Annotated in this window: 9 protein-coding genes; 2 read left to right on the top strand and 7 right to left on the bottom strand. The window is 41.0% G+C overall.

The genetic code is table 11. The features are described 5' to 3' along the window. The first annotated feature begins 245 nt into the window (after positions 1 to 245). Complete coding sequence (locus FHS10_RS29345) at positions 246 to 434, top strand: LytTR family transcriptional regulator DNA-binding domain-containing protein (RefSeq protein WP_374759842.1); 189 nt, start codon at positions 246 to 248, stop codon at positions 432 to 434. A 69-nt stretch (positions 435 to 503) separates the two neighbouring features. On the opposite strand, the gene FHS10_RS27200 is transcribed toward FHS10_RS29345, so the two are convergent. The 3 genes from FHS10_RS27200 to FHS10_RS27190 form a co-directional block, all read right to left on the bottom strand. Continuing rightward, positions 504 to 1,778: a glycoside hydrolase family 43 protein gene (locus FHS10_RS27200; RefSeq protein ID WP_259097171.1), complete on the bottom strand. Its 1,275-nt coding sequence runs from the start codon at positions 1,776 to 1,778 to the stop codon at positions 504 to 506. 1 nt (position 1,779) lies between these two features. After that, positions 1,780 to 3,603: a glycoside hydrolase family 35 protein gene (locus FHS10_RS27195; RefSeq protein WP_259097170.1), complete on the bottom strand. Its 1,824-nt coding sequence runs from the start codon at positions 3,601 to 3,603 to the stop codon at positions 1,780 to 1,782. Between the two features lie 680 nt (positions 3,604 to 4,283). After that, positions 4,284 to 8,390 carry a hybrid sensor histidine kinase/response regulator transcription factor gene (locus FHS10_RS27190; protein WP_259097169.1) on the bottom strand — a complete coding sequence of 1,369 codons (4,107 nt, stop codon included), beginning with the start codon at positions 8,388 to 8,390 and terminating at the stop codon, positions 4,284 to 4,286. Between the two features lie 717 nt (positions 8,391 to 9,107). Here FHS10_RS27190 and FHS10_RS27185 point away from each other — a divergent pair. After that, positions 9,108 to 10,586 carry an RICIN domain-containing protein gene (locus FHS10_RS27185; RefSeq protein ID WP_259097168.1) on the top strand — a complete coding sequence of 493 codons (1,479 nt, stop codon included), beginning with the start codon at positions 9,108 to 9,110 and terminating at the stop codon, positions 10,584 to 10,586. A gap of 700 nt (positions 10,587 to 11,286) precedes the next feature. Here FHS10_RS27185 and FHS10_RS27180 read toward each other — a convergent pair. The 4 genes from FHS10_RS27180 to FHS10_RS27165 all read right to left on the bottom strand — a co-directional run bounded on the left by FHS10_RS27180 (position 11,287) and on the right by FHS10_RS27165 (position 20,004). After that, a complete protein-coding gene (locus FHS10_RS27180; RefSeq protein ID WP_259097167.1) occupies positions 11,287 to 12,840 on the bottom strand; it encodes a RagB/SusD family nutrient uptake outer membrane protein in 1,554 nt (517 codons plus the stop codon). Positions 12,841 to 12,851: 11 nt separating this feature from the next. Beyond that, a complete protein-coding gene (locus FHS10_RS27175; protein ID WP_259097166.1) occupies positions 12,852 to 15,995 on the bottom strand; it encodes a SusC/RagA family TonB-linked outer membrane protein in 3,144 nt (1,047 codons plus the stop codon). A 669-nt stretch (positions 15,996 to 16,664) separates the two neighbouring features. Then, positions 16,665 to 18,806: a glycoside hydrolase family 43 protein gene (locus tag FHS10_RS27170; RefSeq protein WP_259097165.1), complete on the bottom strand. Its 2,142-nt coding sequence runs from the start codon at positions 18,804 to 18,806 to the stop codon at positions 16,665 to 16,667. A 322-nt stretch (positions 18,807 to 19,128) separates the two neighbouring features. After that, positions 19,129 to 20,004, bottom strand: coding sequence for an alpha/beta hydrolase (locus tag FHS10_RS27165; protein WP_259097164.1), 876 nt, complete (start codon positions 20,002 to 20,004; stop codon positions 19,129 to 19,131). Positions 20,005 to 20,054 lie beyond the last annotated feature (50 nt).

Below are 20,054 nucleotides of genomic sequence, written 5' to 3'. Positions count from 1 at the left end.
GGCCCCGCTCGTGAAAGCGAATTATGGGCGCTGTTTGATCGTCTTCTGTTTTCATACACTTCTTTTTAGTGTATAGTTTTTCCCGGACGAGTCAATGTGAAATGTTAGCTGGCCTTGCTGTATCAGACAGGCAATAGTTTCTTTTTCTGCTTGACTTAAATGCTTTCCGCGTCTCTTTGATCAGGACTCAGGCGATCCATGATTCCGCATTCGATCACGAGCTTTATGCCATTGTGTACCGGATTATGTCTAAGCAAACCCCTACAGAGTTTGAAGGACAGTTGCCTGCAAATAAATTTATCCGGATACATAAATCCTATTTGCTACCTCTAAAAGCCGTTAAATATTTAGAAGGTAATGAAGTAGCCCTGGATAGCAGAGAACTACCTGTAGGAAAAGTTTATTGCGAAAACCTAATGAGAGGTTTACGTTGAGATTTTAACCAATACTATTTTCTTTCAACGCCACAATTTCCCTACAATCCTTATACTTGACTATGTTCGTTAACGTCCCGAAGATTTTGAAAACGAACTTTCCATTATTGATAATGTATACAATACAGGCTTATGTCCAACAATTGTAACACGATACGGCACAGCACCTTTAGAAAAATCAACCTTTTTAACCGGTATTACTGATATCCCGGGCAAACGGGCAAATTCCGGTTTAAAAAGCTTTGCGTTTGAGCCTGGTGCCAACGGCAGATAAACCCTTTTTTTAACCGTATCGACTGCCAATTCGTTTCGGACTAAGCCCGTCCCATTGGCGGTTTGGAGAAAGGCATCCGCAGTCATGTAGCTACTGATGAGCTTTTTAACTTCCTTTAAGGTAACCGGCATAACAGTGCCATGTCGTGGTTTAAAATTCATGCTCACTTCCTTATCTATAACCTTAAAGTTTTTTAAATCGGTAGATTTTGTAAACTGGTAAAGGCCGCTGGTATACATATCATACATCAGAATAAATCCGCTGCCATCATTCAATTTAAAAGTACCTGCGCCCTCAACCGGCCGTGTAGTTTGCTGAACATACTTATCACTTTGAAGCACATAGCCACCGGTTAAACTTTTGGAAACTGCTATTTTAATTCCAGGTAGCCTATCTTCTGTTTTAAAGAACAAATAGTATTTGTCATCTTTTTTCTCTATATCCCCGTCTATACAAGCTGCGTTATCGGGGCTAAAGAACAACTGCTTAGGTTCACCTTCAAAATCTGTAAACTCTTTATTAGCATATATATAATATATCTTATCCGGATTACTGCCATGTTTTAAAGAAAAGTAAACCATATACTTTTTAGCAACACTATCATAGATGGTTTGAGGCGCCCATACACGCAAAAGGCTATCCTGATCAGGAAAACGTTTTTGAAAATTAATAAGAGAAGAAGACCAATGGATGAGATCTTTTGACTTGAGTAACACCAGTCCGCGGTTAGAATTCCATCCATTAGCTGAAACCATATCTGTTGCAACCATAAAAAATGTTTTCCCGTCGGCACCTCGCAGTATATGGGGGTCCCGAACGCCGCCGGTTTCGCTGATCATCAAACTATTTACAACCGGTTCATTATGGTTTAATGCCAGGTAGTGGTATCCGTCCATACTGATCGCGAACCGGATGGCCTCTTCACTTTTCTGATTTCCGGTAAAATAGGCAAATAGGTAACCTTTGTATCCCTCATTGTTCTTGCTTTTTTGCCCGAAGACTGTTAATTGAAAATTGAGCAAGAAAAAAGCAATTAAGGCAGTGTTTATTGTAATTCTTATACGGTTCATTTTATTGTAAGCGGTCTAAAATTGGTTTGTTAATTGCAGATAGTTTTTGGTTTTCGGGTTTTAGCAGTTCAAAAACTAATATTTCATTTTTACCGGTACGCAACCATTCGCGTGGTACATACAGCGTTTGTTGAGGGCCGGTTCGCCAGTACCTGCCTAAGTTATGTCCGTTAATCCAAACTACGCCTTTCCCCCAATCAGTCATATCAAGATAAGTATCTCCTAATGACGACAATGAGAAAACTCCCTTCTTCATAACGGGCGTATTTAAATTAACCAAACCAGGTTTAGGTTTGTAACTCCCAATCGCCTTTAACGGTAAAGGAAAGTTTTGCCAACCCGTTACATCATTGCCTCGAAAAAACACCTTGCCTACAATTCCCTTTTTATTTTGCAACAGGTATTTACCAAAATTGATGCGACCTGAATTTTCGACCAAAATATCCAATGTTACCGTTCCATCAGGTAAACTGATGTTAATGCTATCTGATCCGGTACGGCGATCAAGGCTGCCCACCGCTTTTCCATTGATCATCACTACCCCAAAATCTCTAAGATTTTTGACTTTTAATATTCCGGATTTCCCTCCTGCAATGGTTGTGCGGTATAACATAAAACCATAATCGAGTTTCATGTTCTCAAAGGTCAATGGATTTTGACTGCTCTTGCCATCCAGTTTTAAGTCGTCAAGGTCTGCCACATTTTTAAGCTCAATTTGAGGTATTATAATGGTGGGTTTAACTGGGGGGACGGTAGGTAAATTAACACCGGCGGGTAAATGTTTTTGAATTACATTTCTAAAAGCCCAAAATTTGGGTGTCGGATTTCCGGCTTCGTCGAGTGGTGCATCATAATCATAACTGCTGATTTGCGGCTCAAAGGGAGCCTGGTCGTTATAATTAGCCCCATTCATAAATCCCCGTGTTGTTCCGCCATGAAACATGTACATGTTTATGGAAATTCCTGCCGCAATTACAGAATCTAACCGGCCGGTATACTGCTCGGCCGGCACTGTATGGTGTTTTGTACCCCACCAGTCAAACCACGCTGGGTACCATTCGGCAATATAGTAAGGTCCTTTACCATCGTGGTTTTGATTGATTAGTTCCTTTACCTTAGCCGGATTATCTAAGCCGTTTACTGCCGGCAGCAAACCCGGTAAATGCCCTTTTACCAGATCGCCAGCCGGATCGCAGGTATATAACAAACCGTCAAATCCGGCTTCTTTAAACATTTTCTGGTTAATAGTCAGGTAATCCTTATCAGAGCCGTATGAGCCATACTCATTTTCAATTTGCACCATTAAGATGTTGCCGCCATGGTTTACCTGGTACCGGGACAAACGCTTTCCTAATTCTTTAATATAATTTTCGTACTCATTTAAATATTGTGGATTTTTACTCCTTACAACTAATCCTTCCTCATTTTGTAACCAATAGGGATATCCACCAAACTCCCACTCGGCACATACATAAGGGCTTGGGCGCAGTATTACCCATAAACCTTCCTGCTGGGCTATTTTAATAAATTCAACAATATCATTATTGCCCGAAAAATCATACTGTCCTTTTTGTGGCTCGTGCAGGTTCCAAAAAACATAAGTACCTATGGTGTTAAGCCCCATTGCCTTTGCCATTCTCATTCTGTCGCGCCAGGCCTCTCTTGGTATGCGGGGATAATGTAATTCACCAGAAATCATCTGGAAAGGCTTACCATCTAAAAGAAAGTCCTTATCGCCTAAAGTGAATTGATGTTTAGGTTGGGCTTTGACCAGGCCGCCCGCTAACAAAATGGTCCCTATCAAAAAAAGAATAAATGATCTCATTAATATATAAGGTGTTATTGATTACATAATTGGCACACTGCTCAAAATTGCATTTAAGGATGCGGTTAAGCTTCGCTAATACTTTTGGTTATTGGCTGATGCGCTAAAGTGAATGTAAAATCAAATAATAAAAAGGGGGTAATCAGCAAAATTGAAGGGGCAAATTGCCAAAAACAGGCCTGAGGAAGTTTCCTTTCAGGGTTTTCAGTCGGGTCAACCAGGGTATTGGCCAACAACGTCAAATGAATTACTGGCTAAGGCATCATTTTTTTAAAGAGTCTGTTTGAAAAAGAAACCTCTCCTAAACTCCTGAAGCCTTTTGTTTGCTTAAGCTGATGTACTATGCATTACCTTGTTACTGTTCCACCGGAACGGTGGAACACCCCGAACACCTTTATTTCTCATTATCAAATAGTTAACTATTTTCCAAAATCCTCCATATGGAACACTTTCCTGGCTCATTATCAATAACTTAGCAAAAAGTAGCAAAAATTACCCCGAATTTAACTGGCAGAGCGCACTACATATTTGCCTATGTACATCCTGAAAGAAGTTTACACTTTTATTGAATAGTCCTGTGACTAGTTTACACTCATAAATCATATAAAATACCCTTCAAAGAAATTTAAACAGGGCCTAACATTTTCAGATAAGAGCAAACAGAGCGGCTGTAAACAAAATTATCTTCTTTCGGGCACCTGGTTGATCATCGAGTTTTTAAAGTTCTTTCTGAATTTTTTGATGTATTCGGAAGGTTTTAAATCGAACACTTTTTTAAACTGCTCACGGAAATATTTGATGTCTTTTATTCCCACAGCATAAGCGGTTTCCAATATATTTAAATCGCTATGTACAAATAACTGTGCGGCTTTTCGCAATCTGATCGACCTTATAAAGCTATTCGCAGGCTGCCCGGAAATCATTTTGATTTTTTTATAAATCCCGGAATAGGACATATTTAATTCGGCGGCCAGGGATTGGAGATTAAAATCCGGGTCTGTTATATGATCTTCAACAATCTGAATGCAGGAATCCAGAAATCGCTTGTACTCTATAGAGATGCTATGTGGGTTATTGTTCAGCGTAATTTCATTATAAAAATATTGCTGGAGGGTATTCCTGCTCTTAAGCAACCCATTCACTCTTGCTTTTAAAATATCCTTGTCAAAAGGTTTCCCAATATAGTCGTCAGCGCCACCTTCAATACCTTTTAGCTTGATCTCATTTGATGCACTGGCCGTTAAAAGAATAACCGGAACGTGTGAGGTTGTCATATTCCCCTTAATGGCAGCACAAACTTCTATGCCTGTAATACCCTGCATCATTACATCACATATCACAATATCCGGCCATTGTTCATTAATTATCTTTATCCCGTCCTCGCCGTTTGACGCCACAAGGACATTGTATTCCAATTTAAATATCTGACGAAGATATTCTCTCATATCCTCATGATCATCAATAATTAATAACGTTTGGAGGTCAGATAATGATTGTTCTTCACCTGGGGCTGCCGCTAACACTATATTATTAGCTGTAGTTTCAGAATCTATAAGTTCTTTTAAAAATCCGGAAGTACTTGTTGATTGTTCTAAGATAACCTGGTCTTTAACGTGCGATTTCCCTTTTTTTAAGCTAACCGTAAAGGATGTACCCTTTCCAATCTGACTATGATATTCAACTGTTCCGGCCTGGCGTTCTACAAAATTTTTGACGAGATAGAGGCCAAGACCAAATCCTCCGGTTGATGTACTGGCCAAATCAGATACCTGGTAAAAACGACTAAAAAGTTTATCACCAACTTCTGTTGGAATCCCGCAGCCGGTGTCGGCAACAATTATTGATACCGTTTGTTCAGCTTCTTCTGCACTGATGCGAATTTTTCCGTGCTTAGGCGTGAACTTGATAGCATTCGAGAGCAGGTTAAATAACACGATCTCTGTTTTTTCTCTATCTACATAGATATTCAGACAATCGGCTGTTGATATGAACTCAAGATGAATTTGTTTCCTTTTGGCTTCATGTACAAAACAAAAATAAACCTCCTTACACAAATCAATTATATTAACATTACTTATTCTCAGTTGGTCCGATTCTGATTCTGCCTTTTTGAAAAGAAGTAATTGATCTACAAGGCCTAATAACCGGCGCGCGTTTCTGTAAACGATGGTTAAATTGGAGGTATCCGTAACCTTCTTTTCGTTATATAAGAGTTCCTTAATAGGATTAATGATCAATGTTAATGGTGTCCTGAACTCATGAGAAATATTGGTAAAGAAAGCGAGTTTTCGTTCGCTAAGCTCCTTTTCTTTTTCACTTTCATAGTGTGCAATCTGAATTTCGTATCTTAATTTGGCCTGATGATCCCTGTATAAGAGATACAGATAAACCAACCCACCAATAAATATGATATAAATTGTATATGCCCACCAGGTTTGGTACCATGGCGGAGCAATAATTATAGTCAGGGCTTTAGGCGTTCTGTTCCAAACTCCGTCATTGTTACTTGCAATAACTTTAAATGTATAGGTTCCCGGATTAAGGTTTGTATAAGTAACCCGGCGTTGACTATTGTTAGAATTCCATTTTTCGTCAAAGCCTTCTAACTTATACCGATAAGCGTTTTTCTCTGAATGGGTATAATTGAGTGAAACGAACTCAATTGAAAATACATTTTGGTCGTAATTAAGAATTGCGGTATCAGCTATACTAATTGGCTTTTTCAATGGCGAATTTGTACCTGGTGTTACCGATTTATTAAACACCTGAAAATCGGAAAGGTAAATCGGAGGGATTTTATTATTCCATTTAACTTTTGACGGATCAAAAACAACTACACCAGAATTTCCACCTAAATATATCTTGCCATCTGCCGATTTGTAAATAAGCGAGTGGGAAAACACACCGTCGCCTTCATCAAAGTTAGTGACGCTTAATGTTTGAGGAGTAAATTTTGATATTCCGGTGGCGGAGTTAATCCAAAGGTTACCCAGGCTATCTTCAACAAGATTGTTGAAAACGTTACTTGCAAATCCATTTTTACGTGAGTAAACAATAAAAGAGTCACTTTCCGGGACATATTTATTCAAACCGTCGGCCGTACAGATCCAGATATTCTTTTTACTATCCTCAAATAAGCACTGCACAATATTATTACTAAGGCTACTGGTATTTTTGTCATTATAAGCATAGTGATGAAAAATACCGGTTTTTTGGTCAAAACGATCAACCCCGTTTCCATTTGTCCCAATCCACACATTACCTTTTTTATCTTTTAAGAGATCATAAACGTGATTGCTGGCAATTGAATTGGGGTTTTTATCATCATTATAATAATGTTTAAACTGTTGTGTTTCTTCGTTATATATCTTGAGTCCGGCGTCGGTGGCAAGCCAGTATTCATGGGGCCTTACTTCAAGAATATCCCTGAAAACGTCTTCATTAAAGAAATTACTCAGAGCAGAATGATGAAAGTGGTGTATAAATCTATTCTTTTTAGCGTCAAACTTATCAAAACCGTTTTCGGTAGCAGCCCATAACACCCCATCATTGTCTAAATATATTTTGCCAACCTGATTGCTGCTGATACTTGATGGTTCATTTGTGTGAACAAATAGCTTTGTCGTTTTTTTAATTAAATCAAACTGATAAAGGCCGTTATTTGTTGCCAACCACAACATGCTCCCTTGCAACAGGATACTTTTTGCTTCGCGCGGTTTGATTAATAACGGAATGAAATGGAACTTATATTGTGTAAAATCTACTTTTGTTAAGGCATCTTTACCGCAAAGCCAAATGATTCCTGCCTTATCATTATACACGTAGCCATCGGCAGTGCTATTAGTTTCTCCAATTTTGCGCCATTGGCCCTTGTCTTTATTTATAAAATAGAACCCGGCGTTGCTTCCAACAACTAAAGTGGAGTCATTAGCGTTTTCAATGCTAAAGGCACCTATGTTGAGATTGTCATGACTTGGATATGGGGTGTATTGTTGGTGTATAGGATCAAAACAAAAAAGACCGCTCCAATAGGTGCCTACCCAAATACAGCCGCTTTTTTGATCATATAAAAGACTCCAAATATCATTAGGGGTTTTCTTATGCAAGGACTCGGTTTGCGGATAATTGGTAAAACGCCTGCTAATCTTATTGAATTTATTTAGTCCACCGTTCCAGTTTCCTAACCACAGATTTTGCTTATCATCTTCAACAATAGCATTTACCGATTTTCCTTTTATTGAAAACGCGTTGTGTGAGTTAGGTTTATAGGTAATAAATGATCCAAGATTTGCCACATATTGATTAAAACCGTCGTCTGTTCCTATCCAGATAGTTCCTTTTTTATCACATAAGATCGAAAAAATCTTGTTGTTACTTATCGACTGTTTGATATTATCGCTATGATAAAACCGCTCAAATTTTTCAGTGTTGGGATCTAAAACATTCAAGCCGTCCATTGTGCCAACCCATATTTTTCCGTTTTTATCTTCGGCAAGCGCATTAATATAATTTGAACTTATGCTTGCAGTGTTTCCGGGAATGTTCACTAAATTTTCAAAAGAGTATCCATCAAACCTACAAAGGCCATTGTCTGTTCCTATCCACATGTATCCGCGGCTGTCTTTAAGCGCTACTGTTACATTTTCAGATGGCAGTCCATCATGAGTATTATATGATTTCAGCGCGAAATTCCTGATGTCGTTGGTTGGCAAAGTAGTTAGGGTTTGTCCATTTAGGCCAGCTACACACAAAATGTTAATCAGAAAGAACAAGACAGCTTTATACATAAATCCGTTATCACTTTTAATCAAATAAATACCACACCATGTTATCACCGGTAATTTGTGCCTATGTATAAGGTGCACAACCTTCTTTGCTCAGCGATCGGCAAAAAAATTGTACTTATTACACTTATATACTTCAAGGTAACTCAATTCCAAGCGGGCGAGGAACACACTTGACTCATTAAGTTTATATGGCGCTCAAATTTAAATAAATATTAATTGTATTTATAACAATAATTCCAAAAGCCTATTCTCTAAAAACAGGGTATTTTGAGGCCATTCAGACAAAGAAAAATATTAATAAAGTGTAAATAAGTTGGTTATCGGTTTAGAAACGCATTAAAATGACACTTTATCCCCGCAATATTGAGGCTTTCCCCCTTTTCAATCTCTGCTTTTTAAGAGAAATTTAAATCAAACCATATAAACACGAATTTCCTATTACCGTTAATGCTTGCAGCCATTTTTACGGGCTGATCTGATTGCTGACGGGCGCATCCGGCAGTAAATTGATGGCTAATTATTGGCCGGGAGGTTTGAATTTTTCCTTATACTACCATGAGAATATTTGAATTGCTCCTTCATATACATTCGGTTGTTTTGCAATTAGCCGACTTCATTACCTGCTTCGTGCTGAAGCCGGGCCGCTCCCCACCATGTTAGAAAATCAACAATCAACTGATTATTAAACACAAATCATTCAACATTCAATATAAAATTATGAGAAACAATTTTAAAATATCGTTACTGATTACCAGCTTGTTATACCTTTCCGCGTGTTCTAAAAAAGATGGGATAATCCAATCGCAAAACGCCCTGAACGTATCAAAAAAAAGCTTAACGCCATTGGCACTTACAACTACCAATACAAATGGTTTCAGAGGCATTAACTGGGCCGATCCAAACGGTAACGAAGGAGACGGAAGGGTGGTATTGCCCAGTGGTATGACTACTTCGCTCACGGCAACCCAGGCTGCCGCTTTAGCCACCAGTATTTCAAGCGCCGTTAAAACAAGCGGCGGAACCACTATCAGGATGCCTATAAACCCGTGGACACCTTCCAGCTCAACTTATTGGCCGGTTTACCAGGCTGCCATTAATGCAATTGTAGCCAATGGATGCAAGGTGATTCTTTGCTATTGGCCTGTTAGCGTACATCATGTACCTGATACCGCGCAGTGGCACACCATGTGGTCAAGCGTAAATACAGTTTATAAAAACAATACATCGGTGCTATATGAACCTATAAACGAGCCGGTTGATTATTCAAGTACAGATTTGAATAATTTATATGCCGGTTTCTTAACCACATTTAGCCCGGCAGATGGCAAATGTATCCTGGATGGCACCGGTTATGCCGCTGATGTAACCGCTGTTGGTGCCGATTCAAGATTGGTTAATCAATATCTTGGACTACACTGCTATTGGTGGTTTTGGGGCTCGTATAATGTTTGGTCAAGTTACTATAATATCATGTCGGCCCGTACGGGTTCTTATGCATCCCGTACTATAGTTACAGAAGTTGGTATCGAAACATTCCGCAACATGAGTTTCTACCAACAATGGGATACCGGGGTATATGTTGACCAGGCTTTCCTGACCGGATCACTTACCTATGCCCGCGACAACTCAATGGGAACAATTGCGTGGTCGGGTGTTAATGACATTGATACTTATCGTTGGTATAAGGCAAATAACAACCTGGTAGAGGTTAGCCCAGGCACCGCAAATATGTTCAGATGGTCATGGTTGCTTTCTGCTTCTCCTGTATGGTTAGGGCCTATTGCAGATGGCCGGTACAAACTTCAAAACCGTGCATCGGGCCTTATGCTTGATAATTTAGGTAGTACAACTGATGGTGCAACTGTTGCTCAATGGGCATCGGGCACAAGCGCCAACCAGAAATGGAACATAAGCTATACCGATGGTTATTATACGCTAAGCTGTGTAACCGGGAAAGAGTGCCTGGATACCGGGGGCAATACCGCTGATGGATCATCAGTTGAACAATACACCGTAGGCACCAGTACTAACCAGCGCTGGTCAATAGTATCGGCCGGAAGCGGATACTATAAGATAGTTAACCTGGCTACAGGAAAGTGCCTTGATACAGGAGGCTTAACTGCCAATGGATCTGTTATGCAACAGTGGACAAGCGGTTCAAGCTACAATCAGCAATGGACGCTTATAGCTCAATAAAAATAGTATAAATAAGATGCGGAGCGGATAATTAATTGTTAATTACGCACTGTTTGGCCTGAATGGTACCCGGCTATTGCTTAATTAATATTCAAAACATACTGCGCTGAAGGCTGCCTTAAAAGGGCAGCCTTTTTAATTCTATAAGGGGCGGTTTGAAAAACCGTCACTGCGAGTTGTAAAAGCCTCGAAATCTGAAGGTTGAATTAACAAAGTGGCTTGAAACCCTATGTCATGCTGAACTTGTTTCAGCACCCCACTCGCCAAATATACATCATTCGGAAAGCCTGTGGGGGCCTGAAACAAGTTACCCATGACAAGTCCACCATGTCATTGCGAGTTGTAAAATTTCGCGAAAATCTGAAGGTAGAATGACAACATAAAGCTATGTCATTGCGAGGAACGAAGCAATCGCGAACTATGCAGATCCGCCCTGTAGAGCATGAGATTGCTTCGTGCCTCGCAATGACATGGTGGACTTGTAATGGGTAGGACACGAAGTATCTTCTTCACCCCACCTTACTGTAATGTTCCCTTACCATTTCACCCGGTAACAGCAAAATTTTAATATGTACCAGCCAGATACAAAAGTATCTATAAAACAAAATCCCCGATAGACCACCATTGGCAGCGCTATCGGGGATTACCTCGTTAAAATGGAAGGGTATTACACCATTTAATTATGCAATACCAAAACACCTTAATATCCCGGATTGTTGGGCAATAATTTTTTGTTAATGTCAATATCAGCCTGAGGTATCGGCCATAACCATCCTTTACCTGCATCAAATGTCCGGGTTTCTAACTTAGCTTGCTTAAATTGCCAGGTAGAAGCGCTTGCCGGGTTAGTCAGCAATGATTTGTCATAGCCATATGCATCATGAACCAGGGACTGATCTTTCCAGCGTAATATGTCTGCATACCTGGTGCCTTCCATAAAGAATTCAACCCTGCGCTCGTGTCTTAAAATTGCGCGTAATTGTGTCTGGCTTAAGCCGGTTCCTTCTACAGCTTCAACTTTAGGCATACTTACCCTTGCCCGCACCTGGTCAATTAATGAATAAATTTCTGCCGAGGTACTTCCAGATTCAATCAACGCTTCAGCACGGATCAGCAATACGTCGGCATAACGCATCAGGATAGTATTAAGAGAGCAATTATTGGGATCGGCAATACCTATGGCCGCGTATTTGCGGGGGCGCACTCCAGACGGCACCACATCATTAGCCGGAATGTAAGTGATTGAACCCCATTGAGAGCCGGGTAACACTACCGAAGCAGCTAATCTTGGGTCGCGATTGACATAAGGATTTTGGGAGTTGTACCCCGAAGCCGCGTTAGTGATAGGTAGTCCACTGGTTGTATAATATGAGTCGATCAAATCGGTTGTAACATTTGGTGTTGGCCAAACGCTTAACGATAAGGCAGATGATGGCCAGGGTTGAGGCTGGGTAGTTGGTATATATTGGATATCGAAAATCACTTCGCTATTGTTTTCATGCGCCTCATCAAACAACGAACTATAATTGGCATATAAACTGTAAGCATTAAGACTGATCACATCCTGCGCTGCTTGTGCGGCATCGGCCCATTTTTCATTATATAAAAGCACTTTTGCTTTATATGCCAGGGCGGCGCCTTTTGTTGCACGGCCAACGTCAGAACCCGAATAAGAGGTTGGTAACGCGGCGGCGGCATCAGTAAGGTCGGTTACAATCTGGGTTAACACGGTAGCCTTAGCTGTTCTGGAAACAAACGCTTCCGAAAGCGTTTGAACCTGGGTAATTAAGGGTACATCGCCGAAGTACGCGATCAGATCGGCGTATGCATAACCGCGTAAAAACTTCGCTTCTGCAGCCATTTGGCTTTTTACAGTAGCATCAATGGATGCAGCGGCAACGTCCTGCAGAAACTCGTTGGCCCTGGAAATAATGGTATAATCCTGGGTCCACTTAGCATATGGAGCCCAGCTATTGCTTGTTGTTTGCCATTCTCCAACTTCCTTTGAACCCTGCCATGCATCCTGGCAATAGGCATTGTCTGATTCAAAATCAAATTGGAAGAATTGAGCCGGCGTTGCATTGGGTGGCAGCGCATTGTAAATGCCAACCAGGGCCATTTTTACCTGGGTTTCATTCTGATAAAATGTCGAAGGTGACAAACGGTCTTTTGGCGTCTTATCCAAAAGGTCTTTCTTGCAGCCGGCAAGATTAATAACAGATGCTAAGATTATGATTTTATATATAGTCTTCATGATTTTATCCTTTAGAAATTAACATTTATACCTGCGGTCATTACCCGCACCTGCGGATATGCTTCGGCTCTGGTTTGATCCGTGGTCTGTTCCGGGTCAAATCCTTTGAATTTGGTGAATGTGAAAGCATTTTGCACATTGGCATATATCCTAAACGAGCTTAAGCCTATCTTTTTAATAGCAGCCGGACTTAAAGTATATCCTAATTCAATATTTTTAATCCTTAGGTATGATGCATTTTCCACATAAAAAGAAGAGTGGATATTGTTTCTTACACCATCCAATGTCAAACGGGGATAAGTGTTGGATGGATTTTGCGGTGTCCACCTGTTTAACCACCATGAACCAACGTTTGCAAAGCCACTGAAAGGCGAAGCTATTTCATAGTAGGTATAACCTTGCATGCCTTGCACACCTTGTAAAAATACCCCCAGATCTAAACCTTTCCAGGCTACATTGAAGTTAAAAGCATAGGTTACATCAGGAAACTGCTTACCGATGATTTTGCGATCATGATTTTGGTCAACTATACCGTCTCCGTTAAGATCTGCATATTTAATGTCGCCGGGTTGGGCATTGTAATCGCTTACTTTAACTACACCCGGTTTAAGCGTATAAGTACGGTTGGCGTAAGGAATGGATGGATCGCTGTTGCTTTGCCATGTAAAGTCAGAAATCTGGTAAATACCTGTCATCTGATAACCGTAGAATGAATTTATAGCCGAGCCAACAACAATCGCTTTTGGCGAGGTATACTGCTGAGGCACATCCATACTGGTAATTTTGTTGACGATGTGGGAAACATTTAGGGATGTTCTTAATTTAATGCCATTGTCAAACGTTTTTCTATAGGTGATGCCAAGCTCAAAGCCCTTGTTTTGCACTTCGCCGGCATTAGCCCATGGCGCTGCCTCAGCCATCGTTAGCGGAATCTGTTGGGTTAACAGTAAGTTTTTAGTCCTTTTATCAAAATAATCTGCAGTAATTTCAATATTGTTATGCAAAGAGATGTCAAGCCCCAAATCCAGTTGCTGAGCTGTTTCCCAGGTGAGATCCTTGTTGGTCATTTGTGTAATGGCAACACCCGAGTAGAGAGTTCCGCCAAACGAATAATTTTGACCAGAGCTAAGGATATCGCTGCCATTATAGTAATTACTTATATTTTGATTACCTAAACGCCCCCAGGAAGCGCGGATTTTTGCAAAATCCAGCCAACTCACGTTTTTCATAAAATCTTCTTTCGATAAAACCCATGCGGCCGAGAATGACGGAAATGTACCCCATTGCTTGCCTTGTGCAAACCTGGAAGCACCATCCCGCCTAACATTGGCTTCAAATAAATATTTATCATCGAATGCATAGTTAAAACGGCCGAAAAACGAACGAAGGCCAAGGTCATAACTGCCCGAGTTGTTGGTTTGCGTAGCAGCGTCGCCAAGATTCAGTACACGTTGTGTATTGTTCACAAAATGTGAGCGAAAGCCACTTTGCCAATCGTAAGTAAACTCTTCTTCGCTATAACCACCTAATAAATTGAATGAATGCCGATTAAATGTCTTATTGTATTTCAGTAAACCGGTAAGCAGCGAATGGCCGTCAAGCTCGTTGGTTACATTGAGATCTGAAGGCAGTTGTGTAACTGTTCCGTTTTGGTTTTGCAGCGTTACATTGGCATGAAAGGCGTTTGTGTTGGTGTATATAGCGCTATAATTGTAAGTAAGTTGCGCGCTCAGCCCTGGCAGAATTTTATATTCTGCTTCTGCCTGCCCGCTAAAGTTGTAACGCTTTTGCAGGCTTGTACTGCCCTCTTTAATTTCCCCATAATAATTACGTTCACCGTTAACTGATACCCAGTTTCCGTTTGCATCCTTGAGGGGATGTATTGGGGCGAGGGTAGAATACCACTCAGCGTTCCAAAGGTCGGTTGGTTCGTTTTTTACCCCTAAATTACCAGAGATATTTCCCGAAACACGCAGCCTTTTATCTTTTAGGTGGTAAGTATCAAGGTTAAGACGGAAGTCTGTTTTTTTGTAATTGGTTGCCACCAGGATTCCATCCTGATCTAAGTGGCCCAGCATAAATGCATAGTTGACGTTGTCACTTCCCCCGGTTACGCTTACACGATGATTTTGCATATAGGCATTACCGTAGTATACCTTGAAATAATTGATATCAGGATATAATGGATTATTGTGCGCCGCGTATTTTTGAATGATCGAATCGGGATACGCCGGTGCCGACCCGGTATTTACGGCCGCCTCGTTGTAAAGGGTAGTATATTGAACAGAATTTAATACATTGGGCAACCTCGTAGGACTTTGGATACCGGCATATCCACTATAGTTAACACGAACTTTGCCTGCTGATCCTCGCTTGGTAGTAATCAAAATAACGCCGTTTGCCGCACGGTTTCCGTAAATAGCGGATGATGCGGCATCTTTCAATACCGAAATTGATTGAACATCGTTAGGATTTACGTCGCCGATGCTCCCGGGAAAACCATCCACTAACACCAATGGAGAATTATCTCCAAAAGTTCCTACCCCACGGATGTCTATAACCGTGTTATCATCGCCAGGTTTACCCGAGCTTTGCAGCGCAAAAACGCCGGAGACAGTGCCCTGCAAAGCCTGGCTGGTGTTTGTTAAGGGCCTGCTTTCTAAATCCTGTGTATTTACAATACCTACAGAGCCGGTAAGGTTTTCTTTCTTCTGCGTACCGTAACCAACTACCACTACGTCGCCCAGGGTTTTCATTGAGGGCTGAAGTTTTATGGCAATATCAGTCTTTCCGCTTACTGCAATTTCAACTTTCTCATAAGAGATATAGGTTACAACAAGTACGGCATTTTCCGGTACATTGGTAAGTTGAAAGTTGCCTTTTAAATCACTTAGGGCTCCTTTGTTGGTTCCCTTTATACTAATAGAAACCCCCACCAGCGGCTGGCCATCAGTAGCATCTACAACAGATCCTTTTACAGTAATCGCAGCTTTATTAAAAGCTATTTTGGCCATTACAGTACTACTGTTGTGAGTTATTAAATTAGGGGTTGACGCACTTGCACCAATTGGCAATATAAATAATGCCAAAGTTTTAAATGTGGCGCGAAACCCCTTGGAATAAAAATAATTTGGAATAAGTAATTTTCGTTTCATAATTGGGTTATTAAAATTCAAGCTGGTTAGTTCAATAAACAAGGGCAGCTATATGTTAGTGCAGCTGGCGATGACACGCCTGCAACCAAAAAGCATGATATCAATGTACTCAATACAGCTCGCAGCATTAACAATAACAAACAGTTGCGCAGATCAGGAATTTATCCTGGCATTTTGGTGAACAGGTTTCAATTAAGATGCTGGCGGCATCTTTTTTAGAGCATCCGCTACTTTCAGCATTTTTCTCATGATGTTTTTTAATTAATGGAATAATTGGTTAATACGAATGGCCCTTTTGATATATCCATTCAAGAAGGCAAAGTCTTTGAAAAACATCGAAAACAAAAGGGGCTAACCTGCAAAAAAGAAGGGACAAAAAAAGAGTTTTAGGTTAAAAAAACACTTTTCAATGATTTCATAGTAAAAGTTTATACAAAAAAGGCGATATATCCCATTCAATAGACTATTCCGGTTTGTATACTACCCCCACTCCTATACTCCCAATTTAGCACCTGCAATCACGTCCATCATAACACCTTCGAAAAATCCAAGCACATACATCTTGAAAGCAAAACGTAGACTGGTAATTAAGCGTTAAAATAAAAAGAGGCTGCCTTTTTGAGACAGCCCCTTTTTATAGCGCATAAGCTATTTAACCCCGGATTTTGCTTATTTTTTCAGGTGTACCGGCTTAATTCCCGAATGCGTTGGAATTACAGGTTTGATAGTTCCATCGCTATTAAACTCCATTTTATCAATACAAACTTCCCTGTTAAATCCGGCTGCATCACCCATTGTAATTCCTTTTGGGTAATTAAAACGATGATACACTATATACCACTCATCAGTACCTGGTACCTGGATAACGGAATTATGACCTGTTCCGTAAATCCCTTTAGCGGCATCTTTAGTAAGTACTGTGTTGTTTTCGGGAATTTGTATAGGGCCGTAAGGTGATTTGGAAGTTCCGTAATGAACACTATAATCGGGGCTACGTGTATCATTTTCCGACCACATAAAGTAATAAGTACCTTGCCGGTAAAAAACATAGGTGCCCTCATTGTAATGCGCGTATGGCGTCAGAATTTTGGTTGTACCCGGCACCAACGATACCATGTCGGCATTTAATTCGGCCACGGCCATATAGCCATTGCCCCAATACAAATAGTTTTTACCTGTTTGCGGATCGGCAAAAACATCCGGGTCAATTTGCTGTCCGCCTTTTACACCATCAGGTAACTGGGCAAGCAGGGGTTTACCCGAATCTGTAAACGGTCCTGCAGGATCACTTGCCGTAGCCACTCCTATTTTTTGCCCTGCGGCGAAGTAATAAAAATATTTAAACCCGTTTTCGGTTTTTTGCTCGATGATACAAGGCGCCCAGGCATTCTTTTTTGCCCAGCTTACATCTTTCGGCAAATCAAGAATCTTACCTTCATCTTTCCAGGTTACCATATCGGCAGAAGAAAAAGCCTTAAAATAATTACCAGACCAGCCGTCAAACCCATCGCTGGTAGGATAAATATAGAACTTCCCCGTTTTTTGAGCGTATAGTATTTCGGGATCGGCGTAGTAACCTGTCAACGCCGGATTGTGGGTTTCTTCAACCGTAACTTTAATAACCTGTGGCTTTTTATTACCTATGGATACAGAATAACTAACAGCACCTTTGGTAAAATCCCGGGGAGTTGCCGGACTGATATGAACACCTGGGAACAAGGTGAATTGAGGATCAAATGAGCGTAAATTTGTACCCGGTTTTACAGGCAGATAAAGCTCATGACCCGCATCATTAAATACAATATTGATAGTTTTTATTTGCTTGTTTCCGGCCGAAAGCAGCACATCCTCGGTTGTTTCCCACCTGGCTGTTAACAATGCGGCCTCCCGGGCAGTAATAGGCATTATAGTGCCATGGCGTGGGTGAAAGTTCATTGATACCTCATCATCTATAAGCTTAAAGTGCTCCAGGTCATTAGTGCGGGTAAATTGGTATTTTCCCTGGGTATACATGTCGTACATTAAAATATAGCTGTTGCTGTTATTTAATTTGAAAGTACCTGCGCCCTCAACCGGATCTTTTGTTTGCTGCACATATTTATCGCGCAGTACATAGCCCGAGGTAAGCTTATCAGACACCGCTATTTTTATACCTGCGCCCGAGCCTTCTGTTTTAAAAAAAAGGTAATACTTTTTGTCTTTATAAACAATATCCCCATCAATACAGGCACCACCATCAGGTTTAAAAAAGAGCTGCTTAGGCTCGGTTTCCAAACCTGTAAAATCTTTATTTGCATAGGCGTAATAAATTTTATCCGCTTCTTCACCAAAGCGCATCGACCAATATATCATATACTTATTAACTTGCGGGTCATAAATAGTTTGAGGTGCCCAAACCCTGTTTACACCTGCAAACTTGTTGAACGTTTTAGTAATATCTATTGATGTTGATGCCCAGTGTACAAGGTCGGTTGATTTAAGTAAAACCATGGCATAATCCGGTCCCCAGCCATATTTTTCGGTGTTCATGTCGGTTGCCACCATATAAAAGGTTTTGCCATCGGCTCCACGTAATATATGCGAATCGCGAACGCCACCGGTAGCGCTGATCAGCGCGGCATCCAGCACGGGCTGGTTTTTATTTAATGCCCTAAAGTGGTAACCATCATTACTCAGCGCGAAACGGATGTGTTCGCCGCCTTTTCCGCCGGTAAAATAAGTAAACAGGTAGGCGCTGAAATTTTGTTTGGGCTGCGCCAGGAGCGTGGTGTAAAAGCCGATAAAAACGCCTAATAAAACGATTCTTTTCATGTATGTATTTGTTGTTTATATAATTGGTCATTCAAATACGGAATCTTGAAATACGATTGTATACCTCATCATTCCCGATATCCAGCGGAACTGTACCCGATTGACTTAACCCGGGGACAAAGAGCACACGCAGTATCAGTGCGCAATATAAAAAAACGGCGGAATATTAATTGTTATTTAAACAATTAATATTCCGCCGTTTTATGGCATACCATCTTTCCCTATTCCAACTTTAGATCCGCGAATGGTATAACGATAAAGGGAAAACGATAGTTGGCAGAGGCTCGCATCCATTTTAAAGGGTTGAAACCCTGATCAGATTTTACAGAGCCCCGTTAGCTTTCAACACATTATAGAAAAACAGGAATTGAAAAGGCACAGCCTTCGACCAGTACGGCCATTCGTGCTTGCCGGGCCGTTCAATGTAATCATGCGGTACATTAGCTTCGGTGAGCAGCTTATGCAACTCACGGTTGGGCTCTATCATGATATCTTCAGAGCCGCAATCAAATATCAGTTTTACATCGTTGGCTTTAATCTTATCTACCAGTGTCACAACCGAATAGCCTGGATAAGGGTTCCCTCCCTCCTTTTTAGGGCCAAGAAGATTTTCAAAATTTTGATCTCTTGATTTGGCAAAATCGGCAGGCACGTGCCAGATGGCGGTATTCAGGTCGGCTACGCCGCTCATGCTCCCGGCAGCGCAGTACAAATCCGGATGAAGCGCAGAAAGGTATAATGCACCATGCCCGCCCATAGACAGGCCCGCTATAATACGCCCTTTACGATTGTTAATGGTACGGTATGTACCATCAACCTGCTGCACAAGCTCTTTGGTTATAAAAGTCTCATACTGACTTGCTTTATCTAACTGGCTATCAAAATAATAACTCATCGGCCCGCCATCGGGTGTTACAATAATTACCTGGTATTGGTCGGCAAGTTTATGGAGCAATAGCTTGTCATCGGTTTTAGAAAGCCAGTCGCGATAGTTGCCGGTTCCGCCATGCAGCAGGTATATAACCGGGAAGGTTTTAGTTGAACCCTTGTATGCATCGGGCAAAACCACGGCGGCTTTGATCACCTTTTGCATCACTTTACTCTGCACCTGCAGGGTATCAACCCGGGCGGCAAAACCTTTTGTTACAAACATCCCCATGAAAACGCCGGTTATAAAAAAGGTGCAAAAAAGCTTCATAAAATGACCAAATTATTGAAAGTAAACTGCAATAAATTTATAAATAACCT

The sequence above is a fragment of the Mucilaginibacter dorajii genome (genome assembly GCF_024808255.1).
GTDB classification, from domain to species: domain Bacteria; phylum Bacteroidota; class Bacteroidia; order Sphingobacteriales; family Sphingobacteriaceae; genus Mucilaginibacter; species Mucilaginibacter dorajii.
This window is presented reverse-complemented; position numbering and strand designations above follow the sequence as displayed.